At 69.6% G+C, this 19,015-nt stretch carries 19 protein-coding genes; 14 read left to right on the forward strand and 5 right to left on the reverse strand.

All coding sequences use genetic code 11. The features are described from left to right. Nucleotides 1-5: 5 nt before the first annotated feature. Together ACU436_RS24650 and ACU436_RS24655 are read right to left on the reverse strand one after the other, a co-directional pair. On the reverse strand, nucleotides 6-536 hold the full coding sequence (locus tag ACU436_RS24650) for a peptidylprolyl isomerase (protein ID WP_459029150.1): 531 nt from the start codon (nucleotides 534-536) through the stop codon (nucleotides 6-8). Further along, nucleotides 533-1,876, reverse strand: coding sequence for an alpha/beta hydrolase family protein (locus ACU436_RS24655; RefSeq protein WP_459029152.1), 1,344 nt, complete (start codon nucleotides 1,874-1,876; stop codon nucleotides 533-535). Before ACU436_RS24655 ends, ACU436_RS24650 begins: the two co-directional genes overlap by 4 nt. 13 nt (nucleotides 1,877-1,889) lie before the next feature. On the opposite strand from ACU436_RS24655, the gene ACU436_RS24660 reads away from it, so the two are divergent. Continuing rightward, nucleotides 1,890-2,378 (forward strand): hypothetical protein, encoded by a 489-nt coding sequence (locus tag ACU436_RS24660; RefSeq protein ID WP_459029154.1) that lies wholly within the window; start codon nucleotides 1,890-1,892, stop codon nucleotides 2,376-2,378. Here ACU436_RS24660 and ACU436_RS24665 read toward each other — a convergent pair. After that, complete coding sequence (locus ACU436_RS24665) at nucleotides 2,372-2,698, reverse strand: putative quinol monooxygenase (RefSeq protein WP_459029156.1); 327 nt, start codon at nucleotides 2,696-2,698, stop codon at nucleotides 2,372-2,374. The genes ACU436_RS24660 and ACU436_RS24665 overlap by 7 nt on opposite strands. Nucleotides 2,699-2,709: 11 nt before the next feature. After that, nucleotides 2,710-4,827 (reverse strand): glycogen debranching protein GlgX, encoded by a 2,118-nt coding sequence (glgX, locus tag ACU436_RS24670; protein WP_459029158.1) that lies wholly within the window; start codon nucleotides 4,825-4,827, stop codon nucleotides 2,710-2,712. A gap of 131 nt (nucleotides 4,828-4,958) precedes the next feature. Here glgX and ACU436_RS24675 point away from each other — a divergent pair, with 131 nt between their 5' ends. Beyond that, nucleotides 4,959-5,669 (forward strand): GntR family transcriptional regulator, encoded by a 711-nt coding sequence (locus tag ACU436_RS24675; protein WP_459029159.1) that lies wholly within the window; start codon nucleotides 4,959-4,961, stop codon nucleotides 5,667-5,669. 630 nt (nucleotides 5,670-6,299) lie between these two features. Here ACU436_RS24675 and ACU436_RS24680 read toward each other — a convergent pair. Beyond that, nucleotides 6,300-7,007, reverse strand: a complete 708-nt coding sequence (locus tag ACU436_RS24680) for a ribonuclease activity regulator RraA (protein WP_459029161.1) — start codon at nucleotides 7,005-7,007, stop codon at nucleotides 6,300-6,302. A 76-nt stretch (nucleotides 7,008-7,083) separates the two neighbouring features. Here ACU436_RS24680 and ACU436_RS24685 point away from each other — a divergent pair, with 76 nt between their 5' ends. From ACU436_RS24685 to ACU436_RS24740, 12 genes are all read left to right on the forward strand, one after another. Beyond that, nucleotides 7,084-8,376, forward strand: coding sequence for an Nramp family divalent metal transporter (locus ACU436_RS24685; RefSeq protein ID WP_459029163.1), 1,293 nt, complete (start codon nucleotides 7,084-7,086; stop codon nucleotides 8,374-8,376). Between the two features lie 16 nt (nucleotides 8,377-8,392). Beyond that, nucleotides 8,393-9,997 carry a thiamine pyrophosphate-dependent enzyme gene (locus ACU436_RS24690; protein WP_459029165.1) on the forward strand — a complete coding sequence of 535 codons (1,605 nt, stop codon included), beginning with the start codon at nucleotides 8,393-8,395 and terminating at the stop codon, nucleotides 9,995-9,997. A 28-nt stretch (nucleotides 9,998-10,025) separates the two neighbouring features. Continuing rightward, nucleotides 10,026-10,817: a phosphotransferase gene (locus tag ACU436_RS24695; protein WP_459029630.1), complete on the forward strand. Its 792-nt coding sequence runs from the start codon at nucleotides 10,026-10,028 to the stop codon at nucleotides 10,815-10,817. Between the two features lie 941 nt (nucleotides 10,818-11,758). Continuing rightward, on the forward strand, nucleotides 11,759-12,820 hold the full coding sequence (locus ACU436_RS24700) for a nucleotide kinase domain-containing protein (RefSeq protein ID WP_459029166.1): 1,062 nt from the start codon (nucleotides 11,759-11,761) through the stop codon (nucleotides 12,818-12,820). Nucleotides 12,821-12,871: 51 nt separating this feature from the next. Continuing rightward, nucleotides 12,872-13,483 (forward strand): dTMP kinase, encoded by a 612-nt coding sequence (locus tag ACU436_RS24705; protein WP_459029168.1) that lies wholly within the window; start codon nucleotides 12,872-12,874, stop codon nucleotides 13,481-13,483. Between the two features lie 66 nt (nucleotides 13,484-13,549). Then, complete coding sequence (locus tag ACU436_RS24710) at nucleotides 13,550-14,005, forward strand: hypothetical protein (RefSeq protein WP_459029170.1); 456 nt, start codon at nucleotides 13,550-13,552, stop codon at nucleotides 14,003-14,005. Further along, nucleotides 14,002-14,892: a hypothetical protein gene (locus ACU436_RS24715; protein WP_459029172.1), complete on the forward strand. Its 891-nt coding sequence runs from the start codon at nucleotides 14,002-14,004 to the stop codon at nucleotides 14,890-14,892. The genes ACU436_RS24710 and ACU436_RS24715 overlap by 4 nt, the downstream gene beginning before the upstream one ends. Before the next feature lie 5 nt (nucleotides 14,893-14,897). Next, on the forward strand, nucleotides 14,898-15,284 hold the full coding sequence (locus ACU436_RS24720) for a holo-ACP synthase (protein ID WP_459029631.1): 387 nt from the start codon (nucleotides 14,898-14,900) through the stop codon (nucleotides 15,282-15,284). Next, on the forward strand, nucleotides 15,271-15,738 hold the full coding sequence (locus tag ACU436_RS24725; RefSeq protein ID WP_459029173.1) for a helix-turn-helix domain-containing protein: 468 nt from the start codon (nucleotides 15,271-15,273) through the stop codon (nucleotides 15,736-15,738). Before ACU436_RS24720 ends, ACU436_RS24725 begins: the two co-directional genes overlap by 14 nt. Continuing rightward, nucleotides 15,738-17,159 carry an ImmA/IrrE family metallo-endopeptidase gene (locus ACU436_RS24730; protein WP_459029175.1) on the forward strand — a complete coding sequence of 474 codons (1,422 nt, stop codon included), beginning with the start codon at nucleotides 15,738-15,740 and terminating at the stop codon, nucleotides 17,157-17,159. Before ACU436_RS24725 ends, ACU436_RS24730 begins: the two co-directional genes overlap by 1 nt. A gap of 137 nt (nucleotides 17,160-17,296) precedes the next feature. Beyond that, the gene (locus ACU436_RS24735; protein WP_459029177.1) at nucleotides 17,297-17,920 is read left to right on the forward strand and encodes a C1 family peptidase; all 624 of its coding nucleotides are present in this window, start codon (nucleotides 17,297-17,299) and stop codon (nucleotides 17,918-17,920) included. Nucleotides 17,921-17,931: 11 nt separating this feature from the next. Next, nucleotides 17,932-18,822 (forward strand): hypothetical protein, encoded by an 891-nt coding sequence (locus ACU436_RS24740; RefSeq protein ID WP_459029179.1) that lies wholly within the window; start codon nucleotides 17,932-17,934, stop codon nucleotides 18,820-18,822. Nucleotides 18,823-19,015: the final 193 nt, after the last annotated feature.

Below are 19,015 nucleotides of genomic sequence, written 5' to 3' on the forward strand. Positions count from 1 at the left end.
GGGTGTCAGGAGACGTCGACGTGCTCGATGACCACGTCGGAGAGCGGCCGGTCCGACCGGTCGGTGGCCGTGGCCGCGATCGCGTCGACCACCGCCCGCGACTCCGCGTCCGCCACCTCGCCGAAGATCGTGTGCTTGCGGTTGAGCCAGTCCGGGGAGGACACCGTGATGAAGAACTGCGAACCGTTGGTGCCCGGGCCCGCGTTGGCCATGGCCAGCAGGTAGGGGCGGTCGAACCGCAGCTCCGGGTGGAACTCGTCGCCGAACTCGAACCCGGGGCCCCCACGTCCGGTGCCGGTGGGGTCCCCGCCCTGGATCATGAACCCGCTGATGACCCGGTGGAACACCGAGCCGTCGTAGAACGGGCCGGACGTGCCACCCTTCGCATTGGGCTGGTTGTAGGGCTTCTCCCCGGTGGCGAGCCCGACGAAGTTCGCGACGGTCGTCGGGGCCTGGTCCGGGAAGAGAATGACCCGGATGTCGCCCTGGTTCGTCCGGAGCGTCGCGGTGTGCTTGCCGTTTCCTGCTTCCGTCACCCCCCTATCGTGCCAGCACCCTCCCCGCGGCGTCCGTCCAGCACCTCCAGGAGGAACGCGGTGACCGCGCGTTCGTAGGCCGGAGGGTCGGCGTTCCACGACGCGGTGTGCTCGACCACGGGCACCTCGAGGTAGCGCAGGGGCCATCCCAGCGCCGGAGCCGCGGCGGCGAGGGCCCTGCTGGCCGTCACCGGCACGGACGTGTCACCGGCGCTGTGCACGACGAGCGTCGGCGGCCGGACGGCCGGCGGGTGGCGCGCCAGGTCGAAGCGGTCGAAGTCGATCCCGATCCGGCGGCTGGTCACCGCGCTCGCCAGCGGCGACAACCCCGGCGGCAGCCGCCGGTTGCGCGCCTGCTGGCGCAGCGTGGCCCGCCAGTCGACCAGCGGGGCGTCCCAGACGACGGCGGCCACGCGCGCCGCTTCGGCCGACCGGTCGAGGAACGCTCCGGTGACCGCGCCGCCCATCGACCAGCCGAACAGCACGATCCGCCGCGCACCGCGGTCCACGGCGTACCGGACGGCGGCCTCGACGTCCTCCCACTCCGTGTCGCCGAGGTGGTAGTGCCCGTCCGGGCTCGGCGGGGCACCCACGTCGTTCCGGTAGCTGATCACGAGCTGCGGGTGCCCGAGCGCGTGCAACGCGGAGAGGATCCGCAACGCCTCGCGGCGTGCACCACCGCGGCCGTGCACGAGCACCACCCAGGTGTCCCCGCCGGCGGGGACGAACCAGGCGGGGCAGGGACCCAGCGGGCCCGGCACGTCGACGTCCTCGAACGGCAGCCCGCGCGCCGAGGGGTCGGGATCGAACGGCCCGGCGTCGAGCACGGCCGCGGATCCGGGCTCGGGCGGGTCCCCGCCCAGGAGCGACCGGACCACCTCGCGACGGTTCTGCCGGGCCACCGGCCCCAGCACCGCGAGCCCGCCCCTGCCGTCGCCCGCCCAGCGCAGCCCCCACGTGCCGGGCTGTGCGGTGAGCCGGCTGGCGGCGAGCGTGACCGAACCGCCCGCGACGGCCAGCACCCGCTCCGGGAGGACCGGCCGGATCGACGTGTCGAGCAGGAGCGACGAGTAGAACCATCCGATACCGGCCGCGGCGCCCGCCCCGACGCCCAGCCCCACACCGAGCCCGGCCCCCACCCGCCGCAGCAACATCACGCCGATGATGATGCCGGGCACGGCGGGCGGGGCACAGCCACCCGCCTCACTCCAGCCGGTGATCGCATCCCCACCTGCGGTTCTCGTCGCCACCACATCGAGTGATCCGGCGGCCACGAGCGGTGGACGCGCGACAACCGGCACCCGGCCCGTCTCGTTGTCCTCCGAGATGACAGCCAGCACGAAGGGATGCTCGATGAGCAGCTTTGCTCGGCGCGGCTTGCGCGCCACCGCTGCCGTGGCCGGGATCGCCGTCGCAGGCCTCGGGTTCGCGGGTCCCGCGTTCGCCGCACCCGCCGACCCCGACCGGTCCTCCACCGACGAGCCCGCCCCCGCCCCGGAGCCCGGAGCCACGCCGAACGTCGGCGGCGGCCTGACCAAGACCTCCGAGCTGCCCGATCTGCCCCAGCTCTTCACGATCCAGGGCACCGGCGTCTACACGGCGGACCGGGAGCTCCCCGAGCTGCCCACGGCCGGCCAGCTGCCCACCCAGGCGCTGCCCGGCCCGGACGAGGCCGTCAACCTCGACCGGGACCAGGAGTCGCGGAGCACGGACGTCAACTTCCGGACCGCGGCGCCGGAGTCGCGCGACGGGGCGATGCAGCAGCTCGACGCCGCCTCGATGTTCGGCGAGCTCCCCGGCAAGGTCCTGGGCGCCACCGAGGGCAACGACGTCCGCTACTGACGCGGGCTGATCTCCCCCATCTTCGACCAGCCCTCGCCGGGCACGCCCTGCACGCTGATGATGTCCGGCGTGGTGGCGACGACGTCGGGCGCCCAGCTGACGAAGGTCTTGAAGTGGTCGGCGCCGACGTGCGCCGCCGCCGCGTCGTCCTGGAACGCCTCCACCACCACGAACTGGTTCGGGTCCGTGACGCTGCGGTTCCACTCGAAGAAGATGTTGCCGGGCTCGGCGCGGGTGGCCTCGGTGAAGTCCGCCACCCGGTCGAGCCACTGGTCGGCGTACTCGGGCTTGATCGTGAACTTGACGACGATGAAGATCATGAGGTCTCCGATCAGAAGTGCTTGCGCAGAACCATCAGTGAGCGGGCCGTGATGCGGAGCCTGCCACCCGGCCTCGCGTCCCGCTCGCGCCTGCGTGCCCGGGCCCGCAGCGGGTCGGCCGTGTCGAGGACGATCGTCCACATCCGCCCGTACGCCTCGGCCGGCAGCGTGAACGGAACAGCCTGGTGGTGGGCGTTGAACAGCAGCAGGAACGAGTCGTCGACGACGCGGCGGCCGATCTCGTCGCGCTCGGGAATGCCCTCACCGTTGAGGTAGATGGCGAGCGACCGCGCGAAGCCGGTGTTCCAGTCCTCGTCGCTCATGGGCTGCCCGTCCGGGCGCAGCCAGGCGATGTCCTCGATGCTCGAGCCGCGGATGGACCGGCCCTGGAAGAACCGGCGCCTGCGGAAGACCGGGTGCTCGCGCCGGAGCGCGGCCACCTCGGCGACGAAGTCGGTGAGCACGGAGTTCTCCCGGGCGAGCGACCAGTCGATCCACGCGAGCTCGTTGTCCTGGCAGTACACGTTGTTGTTGCCGTGCTGGGTGCGCCCGAGCTCGTCGCCGTGGGCGAGCATCGGCACGCCCTGTGACAGCAGCAGGGTCGCGGCGAGGTTGCGCTTCTGGCGCTCCCGCAGCGCGTGCACGTTGCCGTCGTCCGTGGGCCCCTCGACGCCGTGGTTCCACGACCGGTTGTGGCTCTCCCCGTCGCGGTTGTCCTCGCCGTTGGCCTCGTTGTGCTTGTCGTTGTACGAGACGACGTCGTTCAGCGTGAACCCGTCGTGGGCGGTGACGAAGTTGATGGACGCGATCGGGAGCCGGTTGTCCTTCTCGTAGAGGTCGGACGAGCCGGTGAAGCGCGAGGCGAACTCGCCCAGGCTCGCCGGCTCGCCACGCCAGAAGTCGCGCACCGTGTCGCGGAACTTGCCGTTCCACTCGGTCCACAGCGACGGGAAGCCGCCCACCTGGTAGCCGCCCTCGCCCACGTCCCACGGCTCGGCGATCAGCTTCACCTGGCTGACCACGGGGTCCTGGTTGACCAGGTCGAAGAAGGCGGCGAGCCGGTCGACCGCGTGGAACTCCCTGGCCAGCGCGGCGGCGAGGTCGAAGCGGAAGCCGTCGACGTGCATCTCCAGCACCCAGTAGCGCAGCGAGTCCATGATCAGGCGCAGCGACTCGTGGGCGCGCACGTTGAGGCTGTTCCCGGTGCCGGTGGTGTCGTAGTAGAACTCCGGCTGGTCGGGCACCACGCGGTAGTAGTTGAGGTTGTCGATACCGCGGAACGACAGCGTCGGGCCGAGGTGGCTGCCCTCCGCGGTGTGGTTGTAGACGACGTCGAGGAGCACCTCGATCCCGGCCCGGTGGAACTGCCTGACCATCGTCTTGAACTCCTGCACCTGCTCGCCGCGGGTGCCGAAGGACGCGTAGTCGTTGTGCGGCGCGAAGAAGCCGATCGTGTTGTAGCCCCAGTAGTTCGACAGGCCGCGCTCCTGCAGCCCGTGGTCGTGCACGAACTGGTGCACCGGCATCAGCTCGACCGCTGTGACACCGAGGTCCTTCAAATGCTTGATCATCACCGGGTGGACGAGCCCCGAGTACGTCCCCCTGATCTCCGGGGGCACGTCCGGGTGGGTCATCGTCATGCCCTTGACGTGCGCCTCGTAGATCACCGTCTCGTGGTACGGGATGCGCAGCGTCCGGTCGCCGGACCAGTCGAAGAACGGGTTCACCACGACCGACCGCGGCATGTACGGCGCCGAGTCGCGCTCGTTGCGCGAGCGTGGCTCCCCGAACCGGTAGGAGAAGACGGCCTCGTCCCAGCGCACGTGCCCGTCGATCGCCTTCGAGTACGGGTCGAGCAGCAGCTTGGCCGGGTTGTACCGCAGGCCGGCCTGCGGGTCGTGCGGGCCGTGCACCCGGTACCCGTAACGCTGCCCCGGGCGCACCCGCGGCAGGTAGCCGTGCCAGATCAACGTCTCGCGCTCCACGAGGTCGACCCGCGTCTCCCGCCCGTTCTCGTCGAACAGACACAGTTCGACGCGCTCGGCGGCCTCGGAGAAGATCGCGAAGTTCGTGCCGCCCCCGTCGTAGTTGGCGCCCAGGGGGTACGGCGAGCCGGGCCAGATCTCCACCACCGGACGTGTCAGGTCGACGCTCCGGCGGCGGTGACCGTCGGGCCGGTCGTGGGGAGTGTCATGCCGAGCTGCACGGTTCGAGACAGTAGTCCGCAATCGCCCACCGGCAAGCGTGGTATACCAAAGCGATGGGGCACGACGAGGCGGCGGTCCTGCCGCCGCTGGGCCGCTCGACCACGCGGTCGGACCTGGTGGCCGCATCGATCAAGTCGGCGATCATCTCCGGGCGGCTGCGACCGGACGAGCTGCTCGTCGAGCGCCGGCTCGCCGATCTCCTCGGCGTCTCCAAGACCCCCGTGCGCGAGGCGCTGATCGCACTGACCTCTTCCGGCCTGCTCACGCCCACCCGCAACCGCGGCGTGGCGGTGCGGCGCCTGCGCCCGGAGGACGTGCAGCACGTCTACGAGATGCGGCTGCTGGTGGAGCCGTGGGCCGCGAGCCAGGTGGCCGCGACGGGCTCGTCCGACGTGGCCGAGGCCCGCAAGGCGCTCGAGGACGCGGCCCGGTTCGTCGACGCCGACGACCACCCCGGGCTGAGCCTCGCCAACCGGCGCTTCCACCGCATCATCTACTCGACCTGCGCGAACGAGCTCGTGGTCCGCTCGCTCGACGACCTGCAGGACCTCACCGCGCTCGGCACCGTGAGCCTGCTGTGGGAGCAGTGGCCCACCTGGCGGGCCGAGTACGAGGAGCACCACGAGATCCTCGCCGCGGTGCAGGAAGGCCGGGCGGCCGACGCCGAGGCGCTGATGCGCGGCCACATCCAGCGTTCGATCACCCGGCTGCGGGACGAGCGGACGCGGGCGGTGGGCGCCTGGTCCTGCAGCGGCAGGTCGTGATCATGTTGCTGGTCGGCGGCGGAAGTGGCGGGTTCGGTCGCCGAGTTGGTGTCGGGTTGTCGGCCCGGCTGCGCGGCAGCTCATCCGAGCGGACCTGAACGGCTGGACGGGGCCTGCACACACGGCGGCGGAGGGCCGATGCCCGTCGATGCGCGGACATGATCCGAAGTTTCGGTTGTCCATGGCTGTCGCCACGACCATGGACGCCCGATACTTCGGATCTTGGCGGGGAAGATCACGGATATCGGTTGTTCATGGCTGTGGCCGCAGCTATGGCCGACCGATACTGCGGATCATGAATGTGACCGGCGCCTGGCGGTCGGGTCTGTCTCGTCGCGGGATCGGCTGCCGGTGGGCGCGCCGTACCCGGCGCGTAGCCCGATCGCCCCACCCCGTCGAGCCGGTCCCGGGCGCGGCCACTCCTGCCCGGGACCCCGATCTCGCCCCGGCGGGGTGGTCGGGTTGGCGCCACTACCGTCCCCCGGGGTCACTGGGGCGGCCGTCCCCGACACACTGGCACGCCAGTCCCGACGAGCCCGTCGCTGCTGGCGGCCACTCGACCTGCGGTGGTCCCGCCGGCCTCTTCTGCGCTGCCCAGACGCCCGGGCCAGCGGGACGGGGTTGGTGCGATCACGAACTCTGGTTGCGGTACTCGGCGAGCGTCGCCTCGTCCGGCGGGTACGTCCCGCGCAGCGGCGCGCCGGACTCGATCTTCTCCAGCACGAAGGCCTCCAGGCGCTCCTGCTCGACGGCCGCCGCGGCCACCTCGGCCGCCAGGTGCCGCGGCACGCAGACGACGCCATCGCGGTCGCCGACCATGATGTCGCCCGGGTAGACCGGCACCTCGGCGCAGCCGATCGGCACCTGGAGGTCGACGGCGTGGTGCTGGGCGAGGTTCGTGGTGGCGGCCGCGCCGGCGGCGAAGGTCGGGAGCGCCAGCTCGGCGAACCCCTCGCTGTCGCGCACCGACCCGTCGCTGACGAACCCGGCGACGCCTCGCCGCAGCAGCCGGGTGGCGAGGATGTGGCCGAGTGACCCCGCCCGCGTCCGACGCCGGGCGTCGACGACGAGCACCGCTCCGGGCGGCACCGACTCGACGGCCTTGCGCTGCGGGTGGTCGTAGTCCTGGAAGACCGACAGGGTGTCCACGTCCTCGCGCGACGGGATGCAGCGCAGGGTGAACGCCTCCCCGACCATGCGCGTCTGCGAGGGGTTCAGCGGCACGAGCCCGTGCAGGAACGTGTTGCGCAGGCCGCGCGCCATGAGCTGCGTGGTGACCGTCGCGGTGCTCACGGTGCGCAGCGCGGCGAGGGTGCCGGCGTCGACGGTGTCCGTCATGACCCTCCTCATCGGGTGACGCTGATGGTATACCAGTACACCAACATGCCCGTTCCTCGACGATGAGGGGACCACGATGACCGACCAGCCGGCAGCGGTCGCACCTCCGGCGAACAACTTCCTGGCCTACGTGCGCTCGTTCGGCCCCGGGATCGTGGTGGCCCTGAGCTGGGTCGGCACCGGAGACCTGATCGACAACTCGGTGGCGGGCGGCAACTACGGCTACGCGCTGCTGTGGGTGCTCCCGCTCTCCCTGGTGTTCCGCTTCGTGTTCGTCAACGCCCTGGGCAAGTACCCGCTCTACAACGTGCAGCGGGACCCGAGCATCGTGCGCGGCATCGCCAGGACACACCCCGCCTTCGGCTGGCTGATGCTCGTCTCGTTCGTGCTCTACACGCACATCCTGCTGGCGTTCACGCTGAGCGGGGTCGGTGTCTCGCTGGAAGGGCTGTTCGGCGGCCTGCCCACGTTCTGGTGGGCGGTGATCGGGGCGCTGTCGGTCTTCGCGGTCACGCTCAAGGGTGCCTACCGGCTGATCGAGCGCATCTTCAAGGTGATCCTCGCGGTCATGGTGCTGACGTTCGTCGTCGGCATCGTGCTCGTCGGGATCAACTGGGGCCACCTGGTCCAGGGCTTCGCGTTCGAGCTGCCGCCGCAGCAGGGGCTCTTCGACTCCGGTCTCGTCGCCTCCAGCCTCGTGCTCGCCACCCTCGGCTCGATGGCCAACCTCTTCTACCCCGAGTTCCTGCGCGAGAAGGGCTGGACCACACCCGGCCACCGCCGCGTGCAGCAGTACGACCTGCTCTTCGGCACGGTCGTGGTGCTGTTCCTCGCGGTCGCCGTCTGGGCGATCGGCGCCGAGGTCCTCTACGGGAAGCAGGGTGTGAGCGAGGCGGGCGACATCGCCGACGCACTCGGCACCGCCGTCGGCCCGGCCGGCCCCTACATCTTCTACCTCGGCCTGCTCGGCGCCGCGTGGACCACCGTCGCCGGCTCCCTGTTCGCCCTGGCCAAGATGGTGGTCGAGGCGCTGCACGTGGTGCGGCCGGGCCGCGGGGAGCGTTTCTCGGGAAGCCGCACCGCCGACCCCGTCTACCGGTGGACGATCGTCTGGGGCCTGATCGCCGTCGTCTGGTCCCTGCCGGACGCGCCCGGCTTCGTGGCCCTCGTCGTGGTGTCCCACGTGCTGACGTCACCGTTCCTGCTGCTGATCGTGATCGCCCTCATCGTGATGCTCAACCGCGCGGACATCATGGGCGAGTACCGCAACAGCTGGAAGGAGAACATCGGGCTCGGGCTCGTCGTGGTGTTCGTCGCGATCGCCGCCGTGCAGGGCATCAGCGAAGCTGTGGGTGAGCTGTTCTCGTGATCGAAGGGATCCTGGTGTGACCACCGTCGCCGCCGCCGTGGCGGACCTGCTCGCCGAGGCAGGCGCCCGCCGCTGCTACACCGTGCCCGGGGAGTCGTTCCTGAGCCTGATCGACCAGGTCGACCGCCATCCCGGGCTCCAGTTGGTGTCGGTGCGACACGAATCCGGTGCGGCGTTCATGGCCGATGCCGACGCACGGCTCACGGGCGTCCCGGCGGTGGCCATGGCGAGCCGCGGGCCCGGCTCGTCGAACCTCGCGATCGGCGTGCACACCGCCCGCCAGGACTCGACGCCCATGGTCGTGCTGCTCGGTCAGGTGGACTCGCAGCTGCGCGGGCGCGAGGCGTTCCAGGAGGTCGACCTCACCGCGTTCTACGGCCCGATCACCAAGTGGGCCGTCACGGCCGAGCGCGCCGAGGACGTGCCGGGGCTCGTCGCCGAGGGCTGGCGGATCGCGACCTCGGACCGGCCGGGCCCGGTGGCGATCGCTCTGCCCAGCGACTTCGTGGACGCCGAGTTCCGCAGCACCGTCGCGCCGCCCACGACGCAGCGGCCCACGCTGGACGAGGCCGCGGTGGAAGGGCTCGCGGGACGCCTGCTCGGCGCCCGCCGGCCGGTCGCCATCGCCGGCGAGGGCGCCCGCGCGGCCCGCGACCTGCTCGTCGCCGTGGCCGAGCGCTTCGGGATCGGCGTGTGCACGTCGTTCCGCCGGCAGGACGCCTTCCCGGTGGACCACCCGAACTTCCTCGGCCACCTCGCGTTGGCCACCCCCGACGCGACCGTCGACGCCGTGACGGGCGCCGACCTGCTTCTCGTCATCGGGACACGTCTCGACGAGGTCACCACCCAGCGCTACCGGCTTCCCGCGACGGGAACCGAGGTCGTCCCGATCGGGCGCTACGGCCACGGCGGGATCGACGCCGACCCCGCCGACGTGTTGGCGGCGCTCGCGCGGCACGACGGCCCGGCCCGCACCGTCGACTGGGCGCAGGCGCACGGGGCCGTCGACGCCTGGTCGACGCCGCCGGCCGCGGTCGCCGACGGGGGCGTGCACCCCGCCGCGGTGATCGCCTCCCTGCACCGGCACCTTCCGCCGGACGGCATCGTGACCAACGACGCCGGCAACTTCGCCGCGTTCCTGCACCGCTACTGGCGCTTCCCGGCCACCACCACCCAGCTCGCCCCCGTGAACGGCGCGATGGGCTACGCCGTACCCGCGGCGGTCGCGGCCGCGGTCGCGGCACCGGAGCGCACCGCCGTAGCGGTGGTCGGCGACGGTGGCGTCCTCATGACCGGCCAGGAGATCGAGACGGCGGTGCGCCTCGGCGCACCCCTGGTCGTCCTCGTGCTGCAGAACGGGATGTACGGGACGATCGCGATGCACCAGGCCCGTGACCTGGGCCGGACGTCCGGCGTCGACATCGGCGCGGTCGACCTCGTGCGGTGGGCCGAAGGACTGGGCGCCACCGCGTACGGCGTGACCGAGGCGGGCGAGCTGGACGAGGCGCTCCACCGCGCCGTCACCGGCCGCAGGCCGGCGGTGGTGGCCGTCCGGACCGACCCGGACGTCATCACTCCCACGGCCACGCTCGCCGGCCTGCTCGAGCGGGTGCCCGTGTGAGGCGTGCGCCGGAGGTGCTGCGCAGCCACTGACCGTCCGGGAGGGTGACGGGGTGCCCGAGTGGAATCCCGTCCCGACCGGCGAGTCCCGCGCGCAGGTGTTCCGCAGCGACGACGGAGCGCTCGTCGCGAAGTGCGTGGCGCTGCCGGACGTCGACGAGCTGCGCGAGGAGTGCCGACGCATCGAGTGGCTCGCCGGCACCGGCATCCCGGGCCCGTCCGTCGTGGACTGGTCGACGTCGGAGGCCGGCGCCGGATTGGTGATGACCGCTGTCCAGGGCGTGCCGGCGAGCGAGCTCGGCTCGGGCGCGCTGCTGCGGGCCTGGCCGGGCCTGGTCGGTATGCTCCGCCGGCTGCATGAGCTGCCGCCGGCGGACTGCCCGTTCGAGCGGACGCTGGCCACGATGTACCGGATCGCGCAGGACGTGGTGCGCCGCGACGCCGTCGTCCCCGACTTCCTCGCCGAGGACCAGCGGGGCCGCCCCCACCCCGAGCTGCTGGCCGAGCTGTGCGCGCAGCTGGACGAGCGTCTGGAGCAGGAGCGCGTGGACCTGGTGGTCTGCCACGGCGATGCGTGCCTGCCGAACTTCATGGTCGACCCCGACACGCTCGCCTGCACCGGCCTGATCGACCTCGGCCGGCTGGGCACCGCGGACCGGCACGCCGACCTGTCCCTGGTCCAGGCCAACGCGCGGGAGACCTGGCAAGGCGATGACGAGGCCCGAGCGAACCAGTTGCTGGCCGACGTGTACGGCCCGGACCGCATCGACCCCGACCGACTGCGCTTCTACCACCACCTAGACCCGCTCACCTGGTCCTAGGAGCGTCCCCAGCGGAGCGAACGGCACCCTCGGTCGCTAGACGCGAGCGAAAGCGCCGCTCGCTCCAGAGTTCGATGGAGATCCGCACCATCAGAAGCGACAGGCCCATCAGATGGGATGCCAACGAACCCACAACGATGGGGGTCCGGGGGCGGAGCCCCCGGCTGGGGGTCTGGGGGCTCGGCCCCCAGAGGAAACCCGACACTCGACGAGGCGAGCGCACTCCGCGAGCAGGCGACGCCTGAGAGTGGAGACGAGGGGAATCGAACCCCTAACCCCCGCCTTGCAAAGCTGGCCGACGACGATGACAAGGGCCACTACCAGCAACAACGGTGCCGCTGCCCGTCACCATGGCCGGCTCATAACGCACCTGTTCACCACACTTCGTGTCACCACTCGTGTCATGGGCAAGGTCCGACCTACCGGCCGACGATCCGCCTGAGCCAATCTTAGGCAGTGACAGCGGTCTTCGTGAGGAGGGCCGGCGCGACCGGTGACGGGGTTGCTCCCCGTCTTTCGATGCGGTTGCTCCCCGGTCAGAGACCGGGGGCGTAGCGCCTCGCCCGCCTATGTCTCGTGTGTAAGTCGCTCGCACAACTCGACGAGGGCGTCCCACCGGCCACCGGCACGCTGAACTAGGTGGTACCGCGGGCCGCGGGGCCGATCCGGCGGCTGCGACTGCAGCAGCTCAGCATCGACCAGACGCCTAACAACGAGCTTGACCAAACTGTCTGTCAGCCCAGTGTGTCTAGCGAGCATCCGCACCGTGAGTCGATCACGCGTAGTCGGAGGCTGGTCGGCGATGCCTGCGACGACCTCGACGAAGTAGCGGTTACTGAAGACCGCTGATGATCGTTCCCGCACCGCCTCCCGCCAACCTTCAGTCACTGGTACAATGTAGCGCGTTACATAGTTCATGTAACTACGGAGAGGTGACTGCCATGGCGGCGGCAATGGCGGCGGTCGCGCAGCAGGGCGAGCTAGATCTGGCGCTACCGGTGGGCACCCTCAGGCTGAGGCCCGGTCATACGTCGATGCCGGCACGGACACTCCAGGTGGCTGGGCGGACATTGGAACCGACGCCGGTGTTCGACACGTATTGGCTGTTCGCGGCTGAGCGGCAGGCTATCTACGAGGCACGGTTGTCAGGCCGGCCGGGACCGTGGACTACCGATCCAGTGTTGCTGCGGCACCGGTTCACCAACTGCTTCCGGGCCGCGGATCGAGTCAGCCAGTTCCTCATCCAGCAGGTTTCCTACGGCGGTTCGCAGCGGCTGGAAGAGGTTGTGTTCCGGACGCTGCTGTTCAAGATGTTCAATCGGGTGTCCACCTGGCGGCTACTGGAAGCAGCAATCGGGGAGATCAGCTGGGCGCGCTTCGACCTGGCTGCCTACGACGAGGTGCTGACTGCAGCGTTCGCCGCCGGCACAAAGCTGTACTCACCGGCGTACGTGGTGCCTCCACCGCGGCTAGGCGCCGAGCGCAAGCACACGAATCATTTGCGGTTGCTCGAGCTGATGATGACCACCGGCCTGCCGGAACAGGCAGCCGGAGGGGGGTCGCTGCAGGAGCTGTTTAGGACCCTGGCCTCCTATCCGGCAATGGGCGACTTCCTGGCCTACCAGTTCGCAATCGACCTGAACTACTCGGCGGTGCTCGCGTTTGATGAGATGGAGTTTGTGGTTCCCGGTCCGGGTGCGCGGGACGGCATCCGCAAGTGCTTCGGCCCAGCTGCCGACGGCATCGAACCCGAGATCATTCGCTACATGGCCGAGAACCAAGACAACCACTTCGACAGGCTCGGCCTGGCGTTCTCCGGCCTACGAGGCCGACCGCTGCAGCTGGTCGACTGTCAGAACCTGTTCTGCGAGGTGGACAAATACGCCCGCGTCGCGCACCCTGATATCGCGGGCCACAGCGGCCGTAGCCGCATAAAGCAGCTGTTCGCACCCGTACCCGAGCCGGTCACCGACTGGTTCCCACCCAAGTGGGGCCTGAACTGAACAGCTGACCGGTCGCAACCGCAGGCCGAGCGGGCGAGGATGGCACGTGTGATGGCGGAGCGTTCGCGGATGCGGCTGGCACCAGGATCGATGGTGGTGCTCGAAGGTCTGGACCGCAGCGGGAAATCCACGCAGATGCGCCGGCTGCAGCGACTCCCGTGGCTCGAACCGGCGCCGATGTTCATCCACATGCCGTCAGGGGTGGCACGCCTGACGCAGTCGATCTACCGATTGACCGAGACCGAACCGATCTCCTCGCCCCTGGCCCGGCAGCTGCTGCACCTGGCCTGCCACGCTGAGAACGCCAAAGCACTGAGCGAGGCAGCCGCTGACAGCGGCGTGGTGCTCGACCGGTGGTGGTGGTCGACCGTGGCCTACGGCTGGTACGGCGCTCATCTCGCTGGTCAGGGCGTTGAGGAGTCGGCGTTCTTCGGAATGATCGACTCGGTGTGGCTCCAGCACCGGGCCGATGTGGTCTTCCTGTTCCTGACCCCGTACCAGCTCGACGAACTCAACCGCGACGCAGTCCACGACGGCTACACCCGCTTGGCCGCACAGCACCCAATGCTGACGGTCGAGGTGCCCATCGGTACCCCCGACGCCACAGCGGACTTCATCACAGCGCACCTGATCGCACGCGGTTTGCTCGTCGAAGAGGCCTGAGCCAAGCCACCGGTGGTCCACGGCTGGCCCTTGACACGTGATGTCGGAATATCCGACACTCACGTCGTGAACGAGGACATGGCGGGCGCGGGCAGCGGCCCGCTGTTCTTCCCCGCGACAACCAGGACGACCACGACGACGCTCGGACGGCAGGAGCTGTCTCCGCCGGACGATGACCAGGGTGCCGGGGGTCTTCACCCCGGTCCGGCCTCAATCCAGCTCGACCCGGCGACGGTCTGCGCGATGAGCGAAGCCGAGATCCGGGAGCAGGTACTGGAGATGCTCGCCTGTCTCAAGCAGCGCCCCATGGCTGAAGTCGCTGCCGGCGACGCACACACAGACGGCACCCTGGCGATCGGCAGCATGATCGCGGTCTGGGTGCTCTCGACCGTTGGCAAGGCCTTCGGGCGCAGGCTGGTCCGATTGTCTGATGTCGACCGCGAGAGCCTTCGCAGCGTCGGCGGGGTATCCAGGCTGATCAAGCAGGCGACAGCCCGCCCGGCTGCGGCGGGTGCGGCATGAGCGACTACGTGGCTCCTGCAAAGAACATCAGCGACGCATGGCTGCTGACCCTGCAGCTCGTGCACGAAGGCGGCGGCCGGCGCACCAACGTCCTGACCACGGTCTGCGACCCCACAGCGCCCGAGGATCCGGAAGTACGTGGCGCCATCGATGCCATCCTGATCCCCGGCAAACGGCAAGGGGTGCACATCCAGACCGTCGACACGGTCGCCAACACCATTTTCCCGCAGGAGCTCTACAACGCGCCCGATGTGACGTGGGCTCCGGATATCGACCCCGAGGAGGCGTTGGCACTCGATGCAGCTGCGGCGCAGCTGTACGAGACTTACGTCGACATGTTGCCGGTGCTCCGCACGGTCCAGGCGAACTCGCGGGGTACCTACTTTGGGCGCATGGTCAGCTGGCCCGGCAAGACCGCCGGCGGCATTAACCAGTTGGCCGAGCGGGTGGATGCCCTGCGTGCGGAGCACCGAGCTGGCCGCTCGAGGTACAACCTGGCCGACATCACCATCGGCGGGCAGGCCGAGGCAGGCATCGAGGCCGCCGCGACCGCGGACGCACCGGATGACGTGGGACTGCAGCTGTACGCCGCCGATGACCGTCGTCCACGTGGATTTCCGTGTCTGGTCCACGTCGATCTCACGTTGTTGGATGGCCGGCTGAGCATGCTCGCGGTCTATCGACACCAGTACCTGGTCACCAAGGCATACGGGAACTTGGTCGGCCTGGCCCGCCTGCTCGCGTTCCTGGCCCAGCAGACCGGGTTTGCGGTCGGCGAGCTCGTCGTGGCGGCGACGCTGGCGGACGCGGAGGAGTCCACTTTTGGTGGCCGACGCGGCATCGATGCGCTGATCCGATCGGCGCAACGGCAAGAGTGCGTCGGATGAGTGGGATGTTGTTGCAGACAGGAGTCGACATGGTCGACGTCGAGCAACTCGCCCGGATGGTGGAACTCACCGGCGACGAGTTCCTCGACAGCTCCTGGACCCCCGCCGAGCGGCTGTACTGCGCGGGCCGGCCGGATCGGCTGGCGGCGCGGTGGGCGGCGAAGGAGGCAACGATGAAGGCGCTTGGCCAGGGCGTAGGGCAGATCAGCCCACTCGAGGTCGAGGTGGAAGCCGTGGAAGGTGATCGACCGGTCCTCGTGTTGCGGGGCAACGCGCAACTGCGCGCCCGGCACCTGGGCCTGGACACCTGGTCGTTGTCGCTCACCCACGAAGACCGCTGGGCCTTGGCATTCGTTATTGGACTAGGAAGTGCACCCGATGGACACCGGTGACAAGCGTTCACCCAGGCGGCACAACGGCCCGGACGGTGACGAGAGTCGTTCCGATCACACGCCGTCGGAACGCACGGCGGTCGGCCAGAGACTGCGCGCCGCCCGCGAGACACTCGGACTAACCCAGGACGACGTGGCCGGAGCGTTGGGCATTCCCCGCACCAGTGTCATCGCCATGGAGAGCGGCAAGCGCAATGTCACGGCGGTGGAGCTACGACGATTGGCCCGGCTCTACAGGCGTAACGTGCAGTGGCTGCTTGGCGAGGAAGATGACGCGGCCGCGGTGGACACAGCACTCTACCGCGCCACCCAGGATCTGTCCGACGACGATAAGGCGCAGGTACTGCGATTTGCCCAGTTTCTGGCAGCCGCCGGACCGCCCCCGACGACCGGCCGGCGCCGCACGGCACCCCCACCATTCGGGACGCCGCCGCCGGACCTGACGGAGAACTGATGCACCCGTCCTCGTTTATCGCCAGGCGCCGACGCGCCATCCAGGCGGCCGCCGAACTCCTGGACGATCTCGACATCGACCAAGAACGCCCGGTGGACGTGTTCGGCGCAATACCAAGCCTGGGAATGTGGCTGGTGTTCCAGCCGCTCCACCATCTGCTCGGTGCTGTCATCCCACAGGGCAGCGGCGGTGTCATGATCACAACTCAACGGGAACCGGCGATCCAGCGATACACGGCGGCCCACGAGATCGGTCACTGGGCCTTGGATTACAACTGGACTGCTTTCGACACGGAGACCGACATCCTGAACACGGGTGCGGCCGAGCGCGAACGCGTTGCGCAGTGGTTCGCCTCCTACTTCCTCATGCCCCCGCCGCTGGTGCACGCGACCGTCAGCCGACACCGGGCCACTAGCGACCGAGTCACGCCAGCGATCGCCTACCTCGCGGCGCGCGACATGCAGGTGAGCTACGAGGCGGCCGTACGCCAAATGGCCAACGTCGACATGCTGACCGATGGGCAACGAGACGATCTGTTGGGTGTCTCGCGGATGCAGGCCAAGCAAGAACTCGCCTTCGGACATCGGCCGCAAGTTGGCGTGGCCGACCTCTGGCTCGTCAACGGACCGCCGGCCACCCTCGAGCACGTCGATCTCATCGTGAACGACGAGATCGTCGTCGCCCTACCCGAGAACCGCACCACGGGCTACCGCTGGCTCGACGACACCGCCATCGCGCAGCGGTCGACTCGACGAGCGCGACCAGCTCCACCGGCGTTCGACCCGGTCGCGCGATCTGCCCCGATCGGCACGCCCGACCCGCTACCGCCGTCACGGACAGGAGCCGACACCGCGGCCGCACTCTCGCTGCTGCCCCGGGCCGAACGCCTCTCCCCTGGCACGAGCCATGGCCCGGCAGCCAACCCCGATGAGTCGGGCGCGGTCGACACTCAGTCAGCAGGTGGGCTGCAGGTCGTCATGGACGACTACCGGCCTGGCTGGGCACGGATCCTTACCCGGGATCCCGCGCCGGTGCGCCGCTACATCGCGGGCGCCGCCGTCGACCCGGACACGCTGGTGGCCCCCAGGACCGACACCGAAGCCGCTCCCGATCTGCTGGCGCCGACCGGCCGAGCGGGGCCGGACCCAAACAAGCCGGGCGCCGGCGCGACCGGGCAACGACTGCTCGCCCTCCAGGCCGGCACTGAGGGGCAGTTCAGCCATTCGCTCCACTACGCCTCGGTCTACGACCCGGCGACGCCCCCCGCGGCCACCTACACAATCCAGGCCACGGTGAATGCGCCTCCGATGGTCCAACATCGGCGGGCTCTACTCGACATCGACCTCGACGACGAGAGCGAACCGCTCCTCAACGAGCGCCCCCACGATGGCCCGAGCGGGCAGGACGAGACACAGCGGTGAACCAACCCACCACGTCGCAGCCGGCCCTCAGCGGCGCGAGAGCGCGCCGACTCACAGCTGCCCGCGCCCGGCCCGCCGTTGATCTTCGAGGACTCGTCGACCCGGCGATTGTGAATCAAGGACCGCGCCCTCTGTGCGTGCCGGTGGCACTGTCGGTCGGCCACGAAGCCGCGCGGACGCAGAGCGGCGGTACACCACCGGAGCCGCTCGCGCCCGAGCCGATCTGGCGGTACTGCACCGCCCGCGGGCAAACAGGGTGGGACGGCATGGTGGTCGATCACGCAGCCGCCGCACTCACCGACGACGGACAACCGTCGCTCGTTTCCTGGCCCTACAACGACGGGCTCGGCGTCGGCACCGAAGACCCTCCGGAAGGCGCCGGTACGCCGCCATGGAACACAGGGGATCTCCGCCAGCTGCACCTCGCCCATGACGGCGTCGAGGACGAACTCGAAGACTTCCTCGCCGCAGGCGCGCCCGCGTTGTTGTTAGTGGAAGTGACCGACGAGTTCGCTTACCCCGACGACACCGGTTACGTCACGCTTCCCAACCTGCGCGCGCCAGCCGGCGATTACCACGCTGTCGTCTGCGTGGGTGCGGCTACTCATCCGAGCCAGGGCCGCCACCTGCTCATCCGCAACAGCTGGGGCGAGTACTGGGGCGCTGGCGGCTACTGCTGGCTTCCGGTCGCCTACCTCATCGCGTTCGTCCCCTACGCGGGTATCGTGCAGACCACCGCGGCACAGCCGCAAAATCGATAGGCGAAGAACCGTTGGATTTCAACGACTACGAACGCGCCGTCGCCGACACTGATGTCCTCGAACCCGACGATCTCGTGCTACCCATGCTCGGACTCGCCGGAGAAGTCGGCGGCCTCGTCGCTCAGTACAAGAAGATCCAGCGCGACCGGACTGGCTACCGAGCTTTCACTGACGAGGTGCGGGAAGAACTCGGCGACTTGTTCTGGTATGCCACTGCGCTGGCTCGGCGCTGCAACCTCAGCCTCGAGGAGATTCTCACCGACAACCTTCGCAAGACCCAAGAACGCTTCCTGCGGCCAGCCACACCGCCACCGCACCCACTATTCGACGACGACGTCGATCCCGCCGAACAGCTGCCCCGCAATCTCGATATCACCTTCACCGAGTCCCTATCACACGACCGTGGTACCGCGCCGGTGCGTGTCGTGCACATCCACCGTGGAACCCAGCCTGTCGGGGACCCCCTCGACGACAACAGCGGCGATGACGACGAATACCGCTACCACGACGTGTTCCACCTCGCCCACATGGCATTGTTGGGCTGGTCACCGGTCATGCGCAGCCTGCTCCGCGTCAAGCGCAGTACCGACCGCGACACCGACCGCATCCAAGACGGCGGCCGGGCCATCGCAGTCGAGGAAGGCCTCAGCGCCTACGTGTTCGCCGCCGCCCGCGACCACACCTATTTCAGCACAAGCACCACCGTGCCAATGGAGATCATCAAAGCCTGCCGGGCGATGACCGCGCACCTGGAAGTGTCGCGGCGATCCGCCCAAGACTGGGAATACGCGATCCTCACCGGCTACCGGGTGTTCGCCCAACTCGTCACCCACCGGGGAGGGACCGTCCACGCGGACCTCTGTAGCCGCAGCCTGACGTGGGCACCGCGCACCTCCGGCTGACTCATCGATGAGGCGAACAGCGTGGCTGTCGCGCCGTCGGGTCAGGGACCAGCACCGCCGGTACGCCGACTGATCGAGCACGACCACCCGGGCAGCACCCCGGCAGGCGGACAGCGTTACCACCGGGCAGTGCCATACCCCCCCGGCCAACCGAGTAGCCCGAGCCGCCCAGCCCTTCGACCACGCCCGCAAG

It is taken from the genome of Pseudonocardia wallangbongensis (assembly GCF_054486945.1).

Excerpts from the sequence above, each read along its gene's own strand:
- ACU436_RS24725 (WP_459029173.1), top strand. The coding sequence starts at position 15,271 with ATGGACACCGGTGACAAGCGTTCACCCAGGCGGCACAACGGCCCGGAC.
- ACU436_RS24680 (WP_459029161.1), bottom strand. The coding sequence starts at position 7,007 with ATGACGGACACCGTCGACGCCGGCACCCTCGCCGCGCTGCGCACCGTG.
- ACU436_RS24700 (WP_459029166.1), top strand. The coding sequence starts at position 11,759 with ATGGCGGCGGCAATGGCGGCGGTCGCGCAGCAGGGCGAGCTAGATCTG.
- ACU436_RS24720 (WP_459029631.1), top strand. The coding sequence starts at position 14,898 with ATGTTGTTGCAGACAGGAGTCGACATGGTCGACGTCGAGCAACTCGCC.
- ACU436_RS24715 (WP_459029172.1), top strand. The coding sequence starts at position 14,002 with ATGAGCGACTACGTGGCTCCTGCAAAGAACATCAGCGACGCATGGCTG.
- ACU436_RS24730 (WP_459029175.1), top strand. The coding sequence starts at position 15,738 with ATGCACCCGTCCTCGTTTATCGCCAGGCGCCGACGCGCCATCCAGGCG.
- ACU436_RS24660 (WP_459029154.1), top strand. The coding sequence starts at position 1,890 with ATGAGCAGCTTTGCTCGGCGCGGCTTGCGCGCCACCGCTGCCGTGGCC.
- ACU436_RS24685 (WP_459029163.1), top strand. The coding sequence starts at position 7,084 with ATGACCGACCAGCCGGCAGCGGTCGCACCTCCGGCGAACAACTTCCTG.
- ACU436_RS24665 (WP_459029156.1), bottom strand. The coding sequence starts at position 2,698 with ATGATCTTCATCGTCGTCAAGTTCACGATCAAGCCCGAGTACGCCGAC.
- ACU436_RS24675 (WP_459029159.1), top strand. The coding sequence starts at position 4,959 with ATGGGGCACGACGAGGCGGCGGTCCTGCCGCCGCTGGGCCGCTCGACC.
- ACU436_RS24705 (WP_459029168.1), top strand. The coding sequence starts at position 12,872 with ATGGCGGAGCGTTCGCGGATGCGGCTGGCACCAGGATCGATGGTGGTG.